The sequence below is a fragment of the Nocardia sp. NPDC046763 genome, from assembly GCF_040645495.1.
In the GTDB taxonomy this organism is placed as follows: Bacteria; Actinomycetota; Actinomycetes; order Mycobacteriales; family Mycobacteriaceae; genus Nocardia.
The window spans coordinates 378,733-394,191 of record NZ_JBEYYI010000001.1 but is presented as its reverse complement, the minus strand read 5'-3'; the positions used below and the strand labels follow the sequence as shown (position 1 = coordinate 394,191).

The window sequence follows — 15,459 nt, the reverse complement described above, 5'->3', positions numbered from 1 at the left end:
GCTGCGGTGCGCCTCCGCGCCGGCGGTCACTCCGGCTGATCACGGCGGAAGCTCGCGGGTGACTGCCCGGTCCAGCGGCGGAAGGCTCGGGCCGGCTCCCGATGTCCTTCGCGCCAGGAGGGTGCCATTCCGCGTCTGCGGGGTGGTGAAGTGGCATCCTTCAGGGGTTCATGCCCCGCTCGCCGCACCCCGATCAGGAGGCACCATGGCCGGATTGGCCCGCATCCGCCACGTCAAACTGCCGGTCAGCGACCTTGCGCGCAGTGTCGCCTGGTACTGCGACCTGCTGGATCTGCGCCTGGCGGGCGAATTCCGGGAGGAGGGTGAGCTGCGCGGGGCACAGCTCATGCACCCGTCAGGCTTCGGCATCACGCTGTGGGAGCGCGAATACTGTGCGGGCACACCGGATTTCCGTGGCTTCGACGTCTTCGCACTGGAGGTGGAGTCGGTCGACGACCTGCACGCCTTCGCCGCCCGTGCCGACGAACTGGAGTACACCCGCGGCGAGGTGATCGATCGCGGCCCGTACGGCGCGGTCCTGGATCTCGCCGACCCCGACGACACCGTGGTGCGGCTGCTGGCCAACAACCCCTTCCGCGCGGATCGATTCCTCGGGGTGGACACCGACGGCAAGGGCGGGTTCAGCGTCTACGACACCCCGACCCTCGGCTGAGCACCGAACCCTCTCGAAGGCACATATTCCCAGGTAGATATCGCTAAGACATTTGTACTAGACAAGCGTGCCAGTCATTTAGTACATTTGTCTCAGACGTTAGAGCCAACCGGGAGGCCCGACACCATGAACACCACCGCCAACTCGCTGCACATCCTCGTTTCCGGCGGCGGCATCGCCGGCAATGCCGTTGCGCTGCAACTGCTCCGGGCCGGAGCCCGGGTCACCGTCGTGGAGCGCGCCACCGCGCCCCGCCCCGGCGGCCAGGCCGTCGACCTGCGCGCCGCCAGCAAGGAGGTCGCCGAGCGCATGGGCCTGATGCCGGGCATCCGCAAATACCAGCTCGAAGAGCTGGGCATGGCCTGGGTCGACCGCAAGGGCACCGAATTCGCCGCCCTGCCGGTGGAGGCCTTCGACGGCAAGGGCCCGGTCGCCGAAATCGAGATTACCCGCGGCGACCTCAACCAGGTGCTGCTGGACCTGCTGGCCGAAACTCCGGGCAAGCTCGACTACCGCTACGGCGAGTGGATCGAGGCCCTCGACCAGGACGACACCGGTGTGACCGTCGGCTTCGGCTCCGGCGCGACCGAGCGCTTCGACCTGGTGGTCGGCGCGGACGGCGTGCACTCGGCGGTCCGCCGCCTCGCCTTCGGGCCGGAGGAACAGTTCTCCACATACCTGGGCGGCTACACCGCCTTCTTCACCATGCCCACCCCCGCCGACACCAAGCCGGGCTGGTTCGCCATGCACTCGGTGCCCAGCGCCGCCGTCGGCATCCGCCCCGACCGCGACCCGCGCACCGCCAAGGCCATCCTGACCCTCCGCACCCCGGAGAACCCCGCGCTGCGCCGCGATGTCGCCGCCCAGCAGCGCCTCATCACCGACATGCTGGCCGAGGCCGGCTGGCATGCACCCACCGCGCTCGCGGCGATGGCCGGCGCACCCGACTTCTACTTCGACGTGCTGGCCCGCATCGACATGCCGACCCTGGCCGCCGGGCGGGTCACCCTGGCCGGCGACGCCGGCTACTGCGGCTCCCCCCTGACCGGCATGGGCACGGCGATGGCATTGGTGGGCGCGTACATCCTGACCGGCGAAATCGCCGCCACCCCGGACGATCTGCCCGGCGCGCTGGCCCGCTACGAGGTGCGGGTGACCCCGTTCCTGGACGCGGCCAAGGAACTTCCCGGCGGCGGCATCCAGATGATGCTCCCGAAGTCGAAGGTCCTGACCGCCCTGGGCCGGCTCAATATGCGGATCATGACCTCGGGCCCGCTGCTTCCGCTGACCCGGAAGCTGTTCGAACCCAAGGCCGAGGACTACCGGCTGCCCGCATACGAGACCGAGACGCTGGTCTGAATTCCCGGCCTCAGCCGAGATGCTTGCGCAGGAAGGCCGCGATCTCGTCGGTGGCGGCCGCCGCCTCCGGGGTGTTCCGCATGCCCGGGTAGACGTGCGGGAGACCCTCACCGAGCGACAGCGTCACATCGACGCCCGCGGCCCGCGCGGCGGCCGCGAAGCCCTCGGAGTCACTGAGCTGCAGTTCGGCCGTGCCGACCTGGATCAGCAGCGGCGGCAGGCCGGCCGGGTCACCGAAAAGCGGTGAGGCCGAAGGAATTCGGTGATCAGCGCCATTCAACAGCTCGATATGCTCCCGCATCTCCCGGCTCGGCATGGCGATTCCCCTTCCGCTCCAGTCGTTTCGATCTCGCAGCCGGCAACCCTGCCCGCCCGCGGTTTGTTCCGGCCGCTCCCGGATATGCCACGACCCCGGTCACCGGACCGGGGTCGTGGGATATGCGCGGAGATTCAGGCGGTGCCGTTGGTGGCTTCCGGCTTGGTCTCGCTGTGCGGCTCGGACTCGGTGTCCTCCGCCTGCGTGGCCTCATGATCCTCACGCGCCGCGATGCCGTGCTCGGTGCCCTCGTCGGCCTCCTGGTCGGCCTCCGGGTGTTCCGGGGAGAACTCGGCGGGCAGGTTCTTGATGTGCCTGTTCATGTTCCGGATGAGCAGGATGGTGCCGGCCAGCAGCACCAGCACGATGACCAGACCCAGCGGGGACGCCTTGCCGAACTCGGGTCCGGTGGGCGAATTGGTGCCCTGGGCGAGCAGCGTGAGCATCATCGGGCGGCGTCCTCGGTGTCGGCGGTGTCGAAGCCGGAATCGGCCTCGTCGATTCCCGCGAACAGGTCGGTCTCCGGGATCGCGGTCTTGACCCGGGTCTTGGCCAGTTCGAACTCCTCGGTGGGCCACAGCCGCTGCTGCATCTCCAGCGGAATCGCGAAGAAGGCGCCGTTCGGGTCGATCTGGGTGGCGTGGGCGCGCAGGGCGTCGTCACGCTGCGGGAAGTACTTGGCGCACTCGACCTGGGTGGTGACCCGCGCCATGATGTCGCCGCGCTCGGCGGCGTACTTGCGCATGCGGTCCATCCAGTCCTGCATGGGGAACGGCTCGCCGCGGCGCGCGTACTCGTCGGCGAAGACCTCCAGCCGGGTGAGGCTGAAACCGTGGTTGTAGTACAGCTTGAGCGGCTGCCAGGGCTCGCCCGCGTCGGGGAACCGCTCCGGATCGCCCGCCGCCTCGAAGGCCTCGACCGACACCTTGTGGCACATGATGTGATCCGGGTGCGGGTAGCCGCCCATCTCGTCATAGGTGGTCATGACGTGCGGCTTGAACTGGCGGACCACGCGGACCAGCGCCTCGGTGGCCTCCTCCAAGGGCACCAGCGCGAAGCTGCCCTCGGGCAGGGGCGGCAGCGGATCGCCTTCCGGCAGACCGGAATCCACGAAGCCGAGCCAGGTCTGGCGGACGCCGAGCGCCTCGGCGGCGGCGGCCATCTCCTCCCGGCGGACCTCGGTGATGCGGTCCTTGATGCCGGGGGTGTCCATGGCGGGATTCAGGATGTCGCCACGTTCCCCACCGGTGAGGGAGACGACCAGCACGTCATTGCCTTCGGCGGCGTAGCGCGCGGTGGCCGCCGCACCCTTGCTGGATTCGTCGTCGGGATGCGCGTGCACCGCCATGAGGCGAAGACCACTCACTTCTCGTTCACCTCACCGATCACGTTTTCCACCTCGTAGCGTCGAGCTGTATCAATTGGCACGTGCAGGGGTCCTACGTGGTTACGCAAGCTGCCTCCTCCGAACCCTGACCGCACGTGCCGAGTCCAGGCACAGGCATCAGATATGCATTCCCTATAGTTCCATCCGATCGTTGTTTGTTCCGACCTACCCCCCGGGAGCGTCCCCGATATGAGTGAAAGACCGGCTGACCGGTACGGGATTGCGCCTCGGAAGACCCGCCGCTGGCTCCCCTACGCCCTCGGAGCGGTCGTCATCCTCGCCGGGCTCGGCGTCTCCTATCTGGGCTACCGCACCTACGGACCGCAGGCCGTCGAACCGGATCGGATCGGTTACACGATCGTCGACGACTCCACGGTCAGCGTGGATTTCAAAGTGACACGCAAGGATCCGGGCCAGGCGGTCGTCTGCTTCGTGCGCGCCATGGACGGCGACACCGACGAGGTCGGCCGCCGCGAGATCCTGGTGCCCGGCTCCGACGCCGGCACCGTCCGGGTGGTTACCACGATCAAGACCACCCGACGGGCCGGCGCCGGCAATGTCTACGGGTGCAGCGACCATGTGCCGGCCTACCTGCGCGCCGGGTGAATCGTCCGTTAGGCGACCCGCTTTGACGCTTCTACCAGCGCCTTTCCGAATCGTGCTAAAATGACGCGATACACGGTTCCGACGTTCGGAGCCGTGTTTGCTGCATTGACGGCCGGCGCTGTCGGGACTCTCCCCAGGGATCGCTCTGGCTGTCCACTGCTGCTGTGCCCATCTCCGGATGGCCACGGTAGCGGGCATCAGGGAATCCCGGCTTGCCGGGGACAACTACTAGGGAGTGATCGAGATGACTGAGACCGTGACTTGGCTGACCCCGGAGTCGCACGAAAGGCTCACGAGCGAACTCGGCGCGCTCATCGCCAACCGTCCCGTCATCGCGGCCGAAATCAACGAGCGCCGTGAAGAAGGCGATCTCAAGGAGAACGGCGGGTACCACGCGGCCCGTGAAGAGCAGGGCCAGCAGGAGGCGCGCATTCGCCAGCTGCAGGAACTGCTGAACAACGCCAAGGTCGGCATCGCACCCACGAAGTCCGGCGTCGCCCTGCCCGGCTCGGTCGTCAAGGTCTACTACGACGGTGACGAGTCCGACACCGAAACCTTCCTCATCGCCACCCGCGAAGAGGGCCTCGGCAGCGCCGACCTCGAGACCTACTCCCCCAACTCCCCGTTGGGCGGCGCCCTCATCAACGCCAAGGTCGGCGAAACCCGCGAATACACCCTGCCCAATGGCAACACCATGAAGGTGACGCTGGTCTCCGCGGAGCCCTACCACAGCTAGGCCCCCGCCTCCCCGGGACTTCAGCGGGCGGCAGAGAGCCGTTGACCGTCCCGCACCCGTGCCGGAGGTTTGGAGGCGAACCGATTTCGGTCGTACCGGTGAGTTACCCGGAACCTTGCGAAATCAGTTGTCGCGTTCCGAGCAACGACGAAGCGCCGCACCAAATGTTGGTGCGGCGCTTCGCTTTTGTCATGGTCAGGCGAGCGCCTGCTCGATGTCGGAGAGCAGGTCGCTGATGTCCTCGATGCCGACGGAGAGGCGGACCAGGTCGGCGGGAACCTCGAGGGCCGAGCCGGCGGTGGAGGCGTGAGTCATGGCGCCGGGGTGCTCGATCAGGGATTCGACGCCGCCGAGGGATTCGGCGAGGGTGAAGACCTTGGTCTTGGCGCAGAAGGCGAGGGCCGCGTCCTTGCCGCCGTGGACGCGGACCGAGATCATGCCGCCGAAGCGGCGCATCTGCTTCTGGGCCACGGTGTGGCCGGGGTGCTCGGGCAGGCCGGGGTAGATGACCTGGGCGATCTTGGGGTGGTTGGAGAGGAATTCGGCGATGGTCTCGGCATTGTCGCAGTGCCGGTCCATGCGCAGGGCCAGCGTCTTGATGCCGCGCATGGTGAGGAAGGCGTCCATCGGGCCGGGGACCGCGCCCGCACCGTTCTGCAGGAACGCGAACTTGGCGTCCATCTCCTGATCGTCGGTGATCAGCGCGCCGCCCACCACGTCCGAGTGCCCGCCCAGGTACTTGGTGGTCGAATGCAGCACGATGTCGGCGCCCAGCAGCAGCGGCTGCTGCAGGTAGGGCGAGGCGAAGGTGTTGTCCACCACCAGCTTCGCGCCGCCCGTGTGCGCCACCTCGGCCAGGGCCGCGATATCGCCGACGTTCAGCAGCGGGTTGGTCGGTGTCTCGACCCACACCAGCTTGGTGTTGGGTCGCATGGCCGCTGCGACCGCGTCCACATCCGACACCGGCGCGACCGAGTACTCGATCCCCCACTGGGTGAACACCTTGTCGATGAGCCGGAAGGTCCCGCCGTACGCGTCGTTCGGGATCACCATGTGGTCACCGGGCCGCAGATTCGCGCGGATCGCGCAGTCGGTGGCCGCCATACCCGAGGCGAAAGCGCGCCCGTAGCTACCGGATTCGAGCGCCGCCAGGTTCGCCTCCAGCGCCGTGCGGGTCGGGTTCCCGGTGCGCGCGTACTCGTACCCGCCACGCATGCCGCCGACCCCGTCCTGGGCGAACGTCGAACTCGCATAGATCGGCACGTTCACCGCACCGGTCTGAGGGTCCGGATCGAACCCGGCGTGCACCGCTCGTGTGGAGAAACCCAGCTGATCGCTCATGCGGACAGCCTAAGGGCTCCCCCGCCTCGCTCCCCCGCCGCTCCCCCGCCGCTCTCCCGCCTCGCTCCTCCGCCTCCCCGAGTATTCAGCGGACGGCTGAGAGCCGTCTGCTGGTGGCAACCCGTGCCGGCGGTTGGGTGCCGAACCGATTTTGGTCGTACCCGGCGAGTTACCCTCGCCTCGCGAAATCAGTTGTTGCGTTCGCATGGCACCTGTGTAGTGCGGCTGCGGCCGAGTTCAGGTGGGGCGCGGCGTTGTCGGCAGGGTGGAGGCGGTCTTATCGTGGGGCGCATGGTCTCCGTGGACGAGCTGTTCGCTATAGATTCCCTGCTCGGTGACGAGGAGCGGGCGATCCGGGATACGGTGCGCGCGTTCGCGGCGGAGCGATTGCGGCCGCGGGTGGCGGAGTGGTTCGAGGCGGGGACGTTTCCGGTGCGGGAACTGGCGCCGGAGCTGGGGAAGCTCGGGCTGCTGGGGATGCATCTGGACGGGTACGGGTGCGCGGGGACGTCGGCCACGGCGTACGGGCTGGCCTGCCTGGAGCTGGAGGCCGTGGATTCGGGTGTGCGCAGCATGGTTTCGGTGCAGGGGTCGCTGGCCATGACGGCGATCCACAAGTACGGGTCCGAGGAGCAGAAGCTGCGGTGGCTGCCGGAGATGGCGGCGGGCCGGGTGATCGGATGCTTCGGGCTGACCGAGCCGGACTTCGGCTCGAATCCGGGCGGCATGCGGACGCGGGCGCGGCGAGACGGAGACGACTGGATCCTCGACGGGTCGAAGATGTGGATCACCAACGGGTCGGTCGCGGATGTGGCCATCGTGTGGGCGCAGTCGCGCGAGGGTGAGCGGGATGTGATCCGCGGATTCGTAGTACCCACGGACACAACGGGTTTCAGCGCTCGCGAGATGAAGCACAAGCTGTCGCTGCGCGCGTCGATCACCGCGGAACTCTCCCTCGACGGCGTCCGGCTGCCCGCCGACGCCCTGCTGCCCGAGGCCCGCGGACTCCGCGCACCGCTGGGCTGCCTGTCCGAGGCGCGGTTCGGCATCGTCTTCGGCGCGCTCGGCGCGGCCCGCGACTGCCTTTCCGCCACAATCGAATACGCGCAGACGCGCGAGGTGTTCGACAAGCCGCTTGCGGCCTACCAGCTCACCCAGGCCAAGCTCGCCGACATGGCGCTGGAACTCGGCAAGGGCGAACTGCTGGCGCTGCACCTCGGCCGGTTGAAGGACCGGCACGAGATCTCCAACGAGCAGATCAGCGCCGGCAAGCTGAACAGCACCCGCGAGGCCATCAAGATCGCGCGCGAGTGCCGGACCATCCTGGGCGCGAATGGCATCACCCTCGAGTACCCGGTGCTGCGGCACGCCAACAACCTGGAGTCCGTCCTCACCTACGAGGGCACCGCGGAAGTGCACCAGCTCGTCCTCGGCGAGGCCCTGACAGGCGCGAAAGCGTTCCGCTGAGCGGAAGTTCCGACCAATTGCGCGATATGTCACAGCCGGTCCCCGAGGTGCCGGTCGATTGCTAGCATCACCGGGTGTTTGTGCCCGGCTCCGCGTTGCTCGTCGTTTCGGCGCGTAAAACCCTGAACCGCCTGCAGCGCACCCACGGAGCCCCCGCCGCAGAGGCCGCGGCCGTATTCCCCGGTGTGTCCGCAGCGATCGATCAGCATGCCGCGGCCGTCCGCGACATCCTCGACCTCGGCGTCGAGAACTCCAACCTCGTCCCGGCAAGTGTCCTGCTGGCCGGCTACGCCCGCGGCATCCTCGAGGACCTGCGCGAAGCCGAGGCCATCCTCCCCCACTCCCTGCTCGACTGGCAGGATGCCGACTGGCTCCACCTGCGCCTGGCGGGCGTCTGCTCCCTGGCCCGCGCCTCCTGACATCACCATGAAGCAGCCCCGGGGTGGAATCCCCGGGGCTGCTCGGTTTCCGACGGCGTGGGATCAGCCCATATCGTCGCGATCGCCCTGGTCCTGGCTGCCGGGCCACGGCATCTGCCCGCTGGAATGCGGGGGCTGCTGTCCGGGCGGCATCGGCTGTCCGGGCGGCGGCATCTGGCCGGGTTGGGGCGGCATCTGCCCGGGTTGGGGCGGCGGCATCTGCCCGGGTTGTCCAGGCATCTGGCCGGATTGAGGCGGCATCTGCCCAGGCTGCTGCGGCGGCATCTGCCCGGGTTGTCCAGGCATCTGCCCGGACTGCTGCGGCATCTGCCCAGGCTGCGGCGGCGGCATCTGGCCACCGCCGCCCGGTCCGTGGCCGCCCTGTGGGCCGTATCCCGTTTGCCCGTAACCCGTCTGGCCGCCCTGCGGCTCTGCCCACTTGCCCGGAGGCATCTGGCCCATGCCCTGCCCCGCCATCATGGGCCGGGTGGCCGCGCGCTGCGCCCACATGGCCTCCTCGCGCGCCTGCCGCTGGCGGGCCGCATCCTCACGGCCCCGCTGATAGGCCTGCGCATGCCCCTTCACCTCGGGCATTTCGCCCTCGATGGCGTCGAGCCAGCCCGCCCACCGCTCCTGCATGGGCCGGATCAGGCCACCACCGAGACCGACGATTAGGACACCGGCGATCGTCGCCAGCACCGTGATGAGGATCGGCATGGTGACCGAGGTCCCCACCCCGATCTGATTGAGGGCCGCGATAATGCCGATACCCCAGATGAACACCGCCGCAATGCGTCCCAGCATGCGGCCATAGTCCAGACCGCTCAGCATGTTCGACACCATGTCCTGCACGACGCGCGCGATCGCGCCCGCGATACAGACGATGACGATGCCGACCGCCAGCCGCGGCAGCCAGGCCACGATGCCATTGAGCATGGTGCTCACCGGGTTCGGGCCGAAGATGCCGAAGCCGAGCTGCAGCGTGATCAACAGAATCGCGTAGTACGCCAGCTTGGCGATGATGCCGGTGGCGTCGTAACGACCGCGGGCCAGCATGTCCTTGATGCCGCCGCGTTCCACCAGCCGATCGAACCCGACTCGGTTCAGGATCCGGGTCACCAGCTTGGCCACGAGTTTGGCCACGAACCAGCCGATGAGCAGAATGACCAGGAACCCGACGAATTTGGGCACCCACGTGGCAATGGAACTCCACGCATTCGAGAGACCCTGTCCGAACTGGATATCGATAGCCGAACTCGAGGTGTGCATGACCCCGTCCCTTCGCTATCTGTTCCGGCCGTGTGCCGGAACTGCTCTTCGGGGTCGTTATACGCCTGGTCGGTCGTCGAGTTAGCTCGTTTGCGAAATAGTTGCCAAATCAGATGCCTGCAATTTGCCAAATGGCGCTACGACCGCCACTGAGACTCCAGCGACAGGCACCGCGGGCCGAGAAGACAGCGATGGCCCGCCCCTCATCGGGCAGGCCATCGCGGTGTCGTCCGGTACGTCGTCGGACCGGATCGGATCAGTAGGCGCTGAAGACGTTGTCCATCGAGCCGTAGCGGTGCGCCGCGTAGTTGCAGGCAGCCACGATGTTGGCGACCGGGTCCCAGACGTCGAAGGCGGTGCCGTCCACGTGGTACGCGTTGAATGTCGGGTCGATCACCTGGAGCAGACCCTTGGACGGGATGCCCATGGCCGCGTTGGAGTCGTACAGGTTGATCGCCTGCGGGTTGCCGCTGGATTCGCGAATGATGTTGCGGTAAATGCCGTCGTAGCTACCCGGGATGCCGTGCTGAGCCATGATGTCCAGCGCGTGGTGGATCCAGCCGTCCAGGTTGTCCTCGTAGACGGGGGCGGGCGGCGCGGGGGCCGGAGCCGGCTCGGGAGCGGGCAGCGGGGCCGGCATAGGCGCCGGGGCCGGAGCCGCGACGGCGGCCGCGGGTGCGGGTGCGGGGGCAGGGGCGGGCTGCTCCTTGGCCGGAGCGGCGGCGGGCGCTGCGACGGACAGGGAGGCCTTCAGCGCGGCCGGCTGGACATCTCCGCTGGCGGCGGCGCCGGCGGCGGTGATGATGGAGCCGAAGACACCCAGGGCGAGGGCGGCGGCGCCGGCAGTACGAGCAGCAGCAACTACCTTGCTACGTCTAGCAGGGTCACTCAGAGCAGTCATAACATTCGTGGGCATGGCGAATTTGGATTCCTGTTCGGTTTCGGGCTCGCGGGCCTGAAGAAGGCAGCGCAGGAACATATGGGCGTCTCACGACGCCCGTCTGCGTACCTCGGGCTGTTGTGTGCTGTTGTGAAACCCGGTATGGGTCAATGGAATTGGCACACTGCGCGGAGTGCAGTGGAGACCTTGCGACCTTCCGGCCGCGGTGCCTCATCGCACCGATGTTGTGATCACGTTCCGCATGTGTGTTCACATCTCCTTGCGCCATTCAGACTTGCGGTCTGTTTCCGACAAGGTCACAGCTTGATTGCGCATTGTGAACACAGCCTGAATCAAAAGTGAACAGAAGGTGAACTGGCCCATTGGGCAACGCCGGGACCTGCATCAATACATGCGCTGACCTGGTCATTCAATTCGAAACCCAAAGTGTTTCGGATCACAGAAAAATATCGCCCCAAGATCGCGATATACCGATATTTGCCTGATTTCTCGGCGTTCATCGGCGTTTCACATTCCGAAGGTAACAGGACAGCAAATTCACATTGGTTATCACAAATCACATTCGTCACAATCTTCACGCAATATAGCGGCATCACAACGGCGCGTGCCCGGAATCGGGACCCGGCCACCGCATTCAGCCGGGTCACCGAGGCGCTGACGGCCCACCGGACCCACCGTTCCGGTCACCGGAATGCCGTGCCGACGAGCCCCCGCCCGCACCGCGAAGGACACATCTGACCCGCTGTAACCCGTGGCGGTATCTCCAATGCCCCCTTCCGACAACACCATTCACAGAGGCGAGATGTCCTTGCTGACAGACGTTTTCACCGCGTCTCGGCGCAATCTGATCGCGGTGCCGGTGCTGCTGGCCGGCGCCGCGGTCGCGATCGCGCTCGGGATGGCCGGCACCTACTACTGGCCCGGCACCCAGCCCCTGCCCACCTGGGGCTTCTCCGCGCCGCAGGTCTTCAAGGCGTACCTGAGCAGCGTGGTGCTCCTGCTGATCGGCGGCCAATTGCTCACCGCCGTCTGGATCTACCGCTTCCACGCGCCGCGATCGGTGCACATCTACCACCGACTGTCCGGCGTGCTGGCCTTCCTGCTCAGCCTGCCGGTTGCCTTCTACTGCCTCTACAGTTTCGGCTTCCAGTTCGGCCCGGGCGTGACGGGCCGGGTCATGGCGCACTCCGTCGCAGGCGTGCTGTTCTACGGCGCCTTCGCCTCGAAAATGCTGACGCTGCGGCTGAAGCGGACGCCGGGCTGGCTGCTGCCGATCCTCGGCGGCCTGGTCTTCACCAGCTTCGTGCTGGCGTGGACGCTAGCGTCGCTCTGGTGGTTCCGCACCGTCGGATTCGCGAGATGAGGTGACAGCGCAGTTATCTCGCAATCCCGGCGCTGTGATCTCGAATGCGGAAGCGGATTCGCTTGTCCCAGGCCATGAATCGCGGCCGCGAAAAGCAGTCCGCCCGCCGGAACCAGCTGTGGTTCCGGCGGGCGGCAAATTCTCGGCTGCGACCTAGGACAGGGCGCCGGTGCTGAGGAAACCAAGCAGGTCGTGGCGGGTGATGACGCCGACCGGCTTGCCGTCCTCGACGACCATGAGAGCGTCGGTGGACTCCAGCAGCTTGGTGGCCGCCGCGACCGGCTCACCCGCGCCGATGAGCGGGAAGGCCGGACTCATGTGCTTGGCGACCGGGTCGGTGAGCTTGGCGCGGCCCTCGAAGACGGCCGACAGCAGATCGCGCTCGGTGACCGAACCCGCGACCTCGCCCGCCATCACCGGTGGCTCCGCACCGACCACCGGCATCTGCGAGACGCCGTACTCGCGCAGGATCTCGATGGCGTCGCGCAGCGTCTCCTGCGGGTGGGTGTGCACCAGGTCCGGCAGCTCACCGGACTTGCCGCGCAGCACATCCCCCACGTGCACCTCGGTGTCCGAACCGTCGAGGCGGGTGCGCAGGAAGCCGTAGGAGCTCATCCACTGGTCGTTGAAGATCTTGGACAGGTAGCCGCGGCCGCCGTCCGGCAGCAGCACGACCACCACGGCGTCCGGATCGCGCTCGGCGACCTTGAGCGCGGCCACCACGGCCATACCGCAGGAGCCGCCGACCAGCAGGCCCTCCTCGCGGGCCAGGCGACGGGTCATCTCGAAGGAGTCGGCGTCGGAGACCGCGATGATCTCGTCCGGGATGGCCGGGTCGTAGGCGGTGGGCCAGAAGTCCTCGCCGACGCCCTCGACCAGGTAGGGGCGGCCGGTGCCGCCGGAGTAGACCGAGCCCTCCGGGTCCGCGCCGACGATCTTGACCTTGCCGCCGGAGATCTCCTTCAGGTACCGGCCGGTGCCGGTGATGGTGCCGCCGGTGCCGACGCCCGCCACGAAGTGGGTGATCTTGCCCTCGGTGTCGCGCCAGATCTCCGGACCGGTGGTCTCGTAGTGCGATTCCGGGCCGCCCGGGTTGGAGTACTGGTCCGGCTTCCAGGCGCCCGGGATCTCCCGCACCAGGCGGTCGGAGACGTTGTAGTAGCTGTCCGGATCCTCCGGCGCGACCGCGGTCGGGCAGACCACGACCTCGGCGCCGTAGGCGCGCAGCACGTTCCGTTTGTCCTCGCTGACCTTGTCGGGGCAGACGAACACGCACTTGTAGCCGCGCTGCTGCGCGACCAGGGCGAGGCCCACACCGGTATTACCGGAGGTCGGTTCGACGATCGTGCCGCCGGGCTTCAGCAGCCCGGCCTTCTCGGCGGCGTCGATCATCTTGACGGCGATGCGGTCCTTCGAGCTGCCGCCCGGGTTCAGGTATTCCACCTTCGCCGCCACCAGTCCCGAGTTCGGACCCACCACGGAGTTCAACCGAACGAGCGGGGTGTTTCCGATCAGATCGACGACATGGTTAGCGATGCGCATACCCCTTATCGTTGCAGAAAGGAGATACGCGCCCACGCGCACGTCGGAGATATCACGGCGCGGCGAACTACGATCGGCCCCATGAGGATGCCGACGAGCGTTCCCGCCGCCTCCCTGCTCGCCGCCTCCGGCCTCGCGACCATGATCGTCGCGGCCACGCCCGCGGAGGCCGCAACCATCGAATTCCCGCAGGTCCCGAGCGTTTATCACGATGCGTTGATCTGTGGCGGCAATATCCGGTCCTGGGCCGACACCGGCCCGCAGTGGCCCGGCCGGGCGATCATCAACATCCAGGCGCTGCCGGTCGCCGGGTTCGATCCGGGCGAGTACAGCTTCGCCCCGCAGTGCATCACCGTGGCCACCGTCGCATGGCGGAACATGGACACCGGCGCCGCCGGCGAATATCGAGTTCCCGTGCTGGCCGGCTTCTACGGCAGCGAGCACTACGCCCTGTTCCAGAACACCGGGCCGGGGCACATCATCGTCACCGTCTACACCGACATGCCGAACATCCCGGCGCACAGCGCCTTCGACGTCCCCGGGTGACTCGCCTTCATCGCTGTTCCTGCCCACCTTCGAACCTGTCCGTGCCGCGGTGCGGCCGGCAGCGCGGCACGAGAGCTGCGAGAGTGAGCGATATCCCACAGTTCAGTAGTTGGGATACGGGCATACCGGATGTTTGAGCCGGAACACACCCGTCGTAAATTCGAAGAGGATCACCCCAGCAAAAAAGGAGTCCTCATGGCTGAGGCCGTCATCGTTTCGTACGCCCGCTCGCCCATCGGCCGCGCTGGCAAGGGTTCTCTGGTGAGCATGCGACCGGACGACCTCGCCGCGCAGATGGTGCGCGCCGCCCTCGACAAGGTGCCCTCGCTCGCTGTCTCCGACATCGACGACCTGCACCTGGGCTGCGGCCAGCCCGCCGGTGAGGCCGGTTTCAACATGGCGCGCGCCGTGGCCGTGCAGCTGGGCTACGACTCCCTGCCGGGCGTCACCGTCAACCGCTACTGCTCGTCCTCGCTGCAGACCACCCGTATGGCCTTCCACGCCATCAAGGCCGGCGAGGGCGACGTGTTCATCTCCGCCGGCGTCGAGACCGTCTCGCGCTTCCCGAAGGGCACCTCCGACGGCTGGCCGGACTCGCACAACCCGCTGTTCGCCGAGGCCGAGGCCCGCACCAAGGCGACCGCCGAGTCCAACGCCACCTGGACCGACCCGCGCAACGACGACATCCTCCCGGACGTCTACATCGCCATGGGCCAGACCGCGGAGAACGTCGCCTCCTACACCGGCATCTCCCGCGAGGACCAGGACCACTGGGGCGTGCGCTCGCAGAACCGCGCCGAGGAGGCCATCAAGTCCGGCTTCTTCGAGCGGGAGATCACCCCGGTCACCCTGCCCGACGGCACCATCGTCACCACCGACGACGGCCCGCGCGCCGGCACCACCTACGAGAAGATCTCGCAGCTGAAGCCGGTCTTCCGCGCCGACGGCACCATCACCGCCGGCAACGCCTGCCCGCTGAACGACGGCGCGGCCGCCCTGGTCGTCATGTCCGACACCAAGGCTCGCGAGCTGGGCCTGACCCCGCTGGCCCGCATCGTGGCCACCGGCGTCTCGGGCCTGTCCCCGGAGATCATGGGCCTCGGCCCGATCCAGGCGGTCTCCAACACCCTGAAGACCGCGGGCATGACCATCGACGACCTCGACCTGTACGAGATCAACGAGGCCTTCGCCGTGCAGGTTCTCGGCTCCGCCCGTGAGCTGAACATGGACCTGGACAAGCTGAACGTCTCCGGTGGCGCCATCGCCCTCGGCCACCCGTTCGGTATGACCGGTGCCCGCATCACCGCGACCCTCATCAACAACCTGCAGACCCACGACAAGCAGTTCGGTCTGGAGACCATGTGTGTCGGTGGCGGCCAGGGTATGGCGATGATCATCGAGCGCCTGAGCTGAGGCTGGAGACACCCGCAGCCGAGCTACGGAATTAGTTGGGCCGCCCGACCTTATGGTCGGGCGGCCCAAGTCGTTTGAGGGAAGGTGGGGGGCTGTGCCCCCACACCCTTCAGGAGTCGGC

17 protein-coding genes are annotated in these 15,459 nt (G+C 67.5%); 9 read left to right on the top strand and 8 right to left on the bottom strand.

All coding sequences use genetic code 11. From position 1 onward, the window contains the following. Positions 1 to 205: 205 nt before the first annotated feature. Positions 206 to 673, top strand: coding sequence for a VOC family protein (locus ABZ909_RS01865; RefSeq protein ID WP_356995710.1), 468 nt, complete (start codon positions 206 to 208; stop codon positions 671 to 673). 126 nt (positions 674 to 799) lie between these two features. Further along, the gene (locus ABZ909_RS01860) at positions 800 to 2,032 is read left to right on the top strand and encodes an FAD-dependent monooxygenase (protein WP_356995709.1); all 1,233 of its coding nucleotides are present in this window, start codon (positions 800 to 802) and stop codon (positions 2,030 to 2,032) included. Between the two features lie 10 nt (positions 2,033 to 2,042). On the opposite strand, the gene ABZ909_RS01855 is transcribed toward ABZ909_RS01860, so the two are convergent. The 3 genes from ABZ909_RS01855 to mca all read right to left on the bottom strand — a co-directional run bounded on the left by ABZ909_RS01855 (position 2,043) and on the right by mca (position 3,696). Next, positions 2,043 to 2,348 carry an alpha/beta hydrolase fold domain-containing protein gene (locus ABZ909_RS01855; protein WP_356995708.1) on the bottom strand — a complete coding sequence of 102 codons (306 nt, stop codon included), beginning with the start codon at positions 2,346 to 2,348 and terminating at the stop codon, positions 2,043 to 2,045. Positions 2,349 to 2,482: 134 nt separating this feature from the next. Beyond that, positions 2,483 to 2,794, bottom strand: a complete 312-nt coding sequence (locus ABZ909_RS01850) for a hypothetical protein (RefSeq protein ID WP_356995907.1) — start codon at positions 2,792 to 2,794, stop codon at positions 2,483 to 2,485. Continuing rightward, positions 2,794 to 3,696, bottom strand: coding sequence for a mycothiol conjugate amidase Mca (gene mca, locus ABZ909_RS01845; RefSeq protein ID WP_356995906.1), 903 nt, complete (start codon positions 3,694 to 3,696; stop codon positions 2,794 to 2,796). Before mca ends, ABZ909_RS01850 begins: the two co-directional genes overlap by 1 nt. Before the next feature lie 228 nt (positions 3,697 to 3,924). Between mca and ABZ909_RS01840 the strand changes: the two genes are divergently transcribed. Both ABZ909_RS01840 and greA read left to right on the top strand, forming a co-directional pair. Then, the gene (locus tag ABZ909_RS01840; protein WP_356995707.1) at positions 3,925 to 4,341 is read left to right on the top strand and encodes a DUF4307 domain-containing protein; all 417 of its coding nucleotides are present in this window, start codon (positions 3,925 to 3,927) and stop codon (positions 4,339 to 4,341) included. Positions 4,342 to 4,585: 244 nt separating this feature from the next. Further along, positions 4,586 to 5,077, top strand: a complete 492-nt coding sequence (gene greA / locus ABZ909_RS01835) for a transcription elongation factor GreA (protein WP_154789804.1) — start codon at positions 4,586 to 4,588, stop codon at positions 5,075 to 5,077. A 195-nt stretch (positions 5,078 to 5,272) separates the two neighbouring features. On the opposite strand, the gene ABZ909_RS01830 is transcribed toward greA, so the two are convergent. Then, positions 5,273 to 6,418, bottom strand: coding sequence for a cystathionine gamma-synthase (locus ABZ909_RS01830; protein WP_356995706.1), 1,146 nt, complete (start codon positions 6,416 to 6,418; stop codon positions 5,273 to 5,275). 291 nt (positions 6,419 to 6,709) lie between these two features. Between ABZ909_RS01830 and ABZ909_RS01825 the strand changes: the two genes are divergently transcribed. Further along, the gene (locus ABZ909_RS01825) at positions 6,710 to 7,885 is read left to right on the top strand and encodes an acyl-CoA dehydrogenase family protein (protein WP_356995705.1); all 1,176 of its coding nucleotides are present in this window, start codon (positions 6,710 to 6,712) and stop codon (positions 7,883 to 7,885) included. Between the two features lie 74 nt (positions 7,886 to 7,959). Then, a complete protein-coding gene (locus ABZ909_RS01820; protein WP_356995704.1) occupies positions 7,960 to 8,304 on the top strand; it encodes a DUF6401 family natural product biosynthesis protein in 345 nt (114 codons plus the stop codon). A gap of 63 nt (positions 8,305 to 8,367) precedes the next feature. Here ABZ909_RS01820 and ABZ909_RS01815 read toward each other — a convergent pair whose 3' ends face one another. The 3 genes from ABZ909_RS01815 to ABZ909_RS01805 all read right to left on the bottom strand — a co-directional run bounded on the left by ABZ909_RS01815 (position 8,368) and on the right by ABZ909_RS01805 (position 11,052). Further along, the gene (locus ABZ909_RS01815; RefSeq protein ID WP_356995703.1) at positions 8,368 to 9,573 is read right to left on the bottom strand and encodes a hypothetical protein; all 1,206 of its coding nucleotides are present in this window, start codon (positions 9,571 to 9,573) and stop codon (positions 8,368 to 8,370) included. A gap of 256 nt (positions 9,574 to 9,829) precedes the next feature. After that, on the bottom strand, positions 9,830 to 10,474 hold the full coding sequence (locus ABZ909_RS01810) for a transglycosylase SLT domain-containing protein (RefSeq protein ID WP_356995702.1): 645 nt from the start codon (positions 10,472 to 10,474) through the stop codon (positions 9,830 to 9,832). Positions 10,475 to 10,806: 332 nt separating this feature from the next. Continuing rightward, positions 10,807 to 11,052 carry a hypothetical protein gene (locus tag ABZ909_RS01805; RefSeq protein ID WP_356995701.1) on the bottom strand — a complete coding sequence of 82 codons (246 nt, stop codon included), beginning with the start codon at positions 11,050 to 11,052 and terminating at the stop codon, positions 10,807 to 10,809. Between the two features lie 224 nt (positions 11,053 to 11,276). Here ABZ909_RS01805 and ABZ909_RS01800 point away from each other — a divergent pair, with 224 nt between their 5' ends. Then, positions 11,277 to 11,837 (top strand): DUF6529 family protein, encoded by a 561-nt coding sequence (locus tag ABZ909_RS01800; RefSeq protein WP_356995700.1) that lies wholly within the window; start codon positions 11,277 to 11,279, stop codon positions 11,835 to 11,837. Positions 11,838 to 11,990: 153 nt separating this feature from the next. On the opposite strand, the gene ABZ909_RS01795 is transcribed toward ABZ909_RS01800, so the two are convergent. Further along, complete coding sequence (locus ABZ909_RS01795) at positions 11,991 to 13,379, bottom strand: cystathionine beta-synthase (protein ID WP_356995699.1); 1,389 nt, start codon at positions 13,377 to 13,379, stop codon at positions 11,991 to 11,993. Between the two features lie 81 nt (positions 13,380 to 13,460). Between ABZ909_RS01795 and ABZ909_RS01790 the strand changes: the two genes are divergently transcribed. Together ABZ909_RS01790 and ABZ909_RS01785 are read left to right on the top strand one after the other, a co-directional pair. Then, a complete protein-coding gene (locus ABZ909_RS01790; protein WP_356995698.1) occupies positions 13,461 to 13,925 on the top strand; it encodes a hypothetical protein in 465 nt (154 codons plus the stop codon). Between the two features lie 195 nt (positions 13,926 to 14,120). Further along, a complete protein-coding gene (locus ABZ909_RS01785; protein WP_356995697.1) occupies positions 14,121 to 15,338 on the top strand; it encodes an acetyl-CoA C-acetyltransferase in 1,218 nt (405 codons plus the stop codon). Positions 15,339 to 15,459 lie beyond the last annotated feature (121 nt).